Origin of the sequence: Streptomyces sp. A1136, from assembly GCF_004795055.1 — a bacterium.
GTDB lineage: Bacteria > Actinomycetota > Actinomycetes > Streptomycetales > Streptomycetaceae > Streptomyces.
Map to the genome: position 1 here is coordinate 1 of NZ_SSBJ01000284.1, position 570 is coordinate 570.

The 570-nt window shown below is 51.8% G+C and carries 2 protein-coding genes; both read left to right on the forward strand.

The genetic code is table 11. From position 1 onward, the window contains the following. The first annotated feature begins 119 nt into the window (after positions 1-119). On the forward strand, positions 120-407 hold the full coding sequence (gene paaB, locus E6R62_RS38610) for a 1,2-phenylacetyl-CoA epoxidase subunit PaaB (protein ID WP_000073393.1): 288 nt from the start codon (positions 120-122) through the stop codon (positions 405-407). 8 nt (positions 408-415) lie between these two features. After that, on the forward strand, positions 416-570 hold a 155-nt coding region (locus E6R62_RS38615; RefSeq protein ID WP_181881214.1), incomplete at its 3' end, for a Phenylacetic acid catabolic protein.

Sequence of the window (570 nt, forward strand, 5' to 3'; positions counted from 1 at the left end):
AATCAGGAGCGGCTCGACGCCAAACGTAAAGCCTGGGAAGAAGGTACCTGGGTACGGGAAGCAGCGCTGGCCCATGCACAAAAACAACTTGCCCGTAAGGTCGCATAAGGAGATTCAAAATGAGTAATGTTTACTGGCCGTTATACGAAGTTTTCGTGCGTGGCAAACAGGGCTTATCACACCGCCATGTTGGCAGTTTACATGCTGCCGATGAGCGGATGGCACTGGAAAATGCCCGTGATGCTTACACCCGTCGTAGCGAAGGATGTTCAATTTGGGTGGTGAAGGCGAGTGAAATTGTTGCCTCGCAACCGGAAGAACGCGGTGAATTTTTTGATCCGGCTGAAAGCAAGGTCTATCGCCATCCAACGTTTTACACCATCCCTGATGGCATTGAGCACATGTGAGGTCGGAAATGAATCAGTTAACGGCTTACACCTTGCGCCTGGGCGATAACTGTCTGGTGCTCTCCCAGCGGTTGGGGGAATGGTGCGGTCACGCACCGGAACTGGAAATCGATCTCGCACTGGCAAACATTGGCCTCGATTTATTAGGTCAGGCACGTAACTT

Excerpts from the sequence above, each read along its gene's own strand:
- paaB (WP_000073393.1), top strand. The coding sequence starts at position 120 with ATGAGTAATGTTTACTGGCCGTTATACGAAGTTTTCGTGCGTGGCAAA.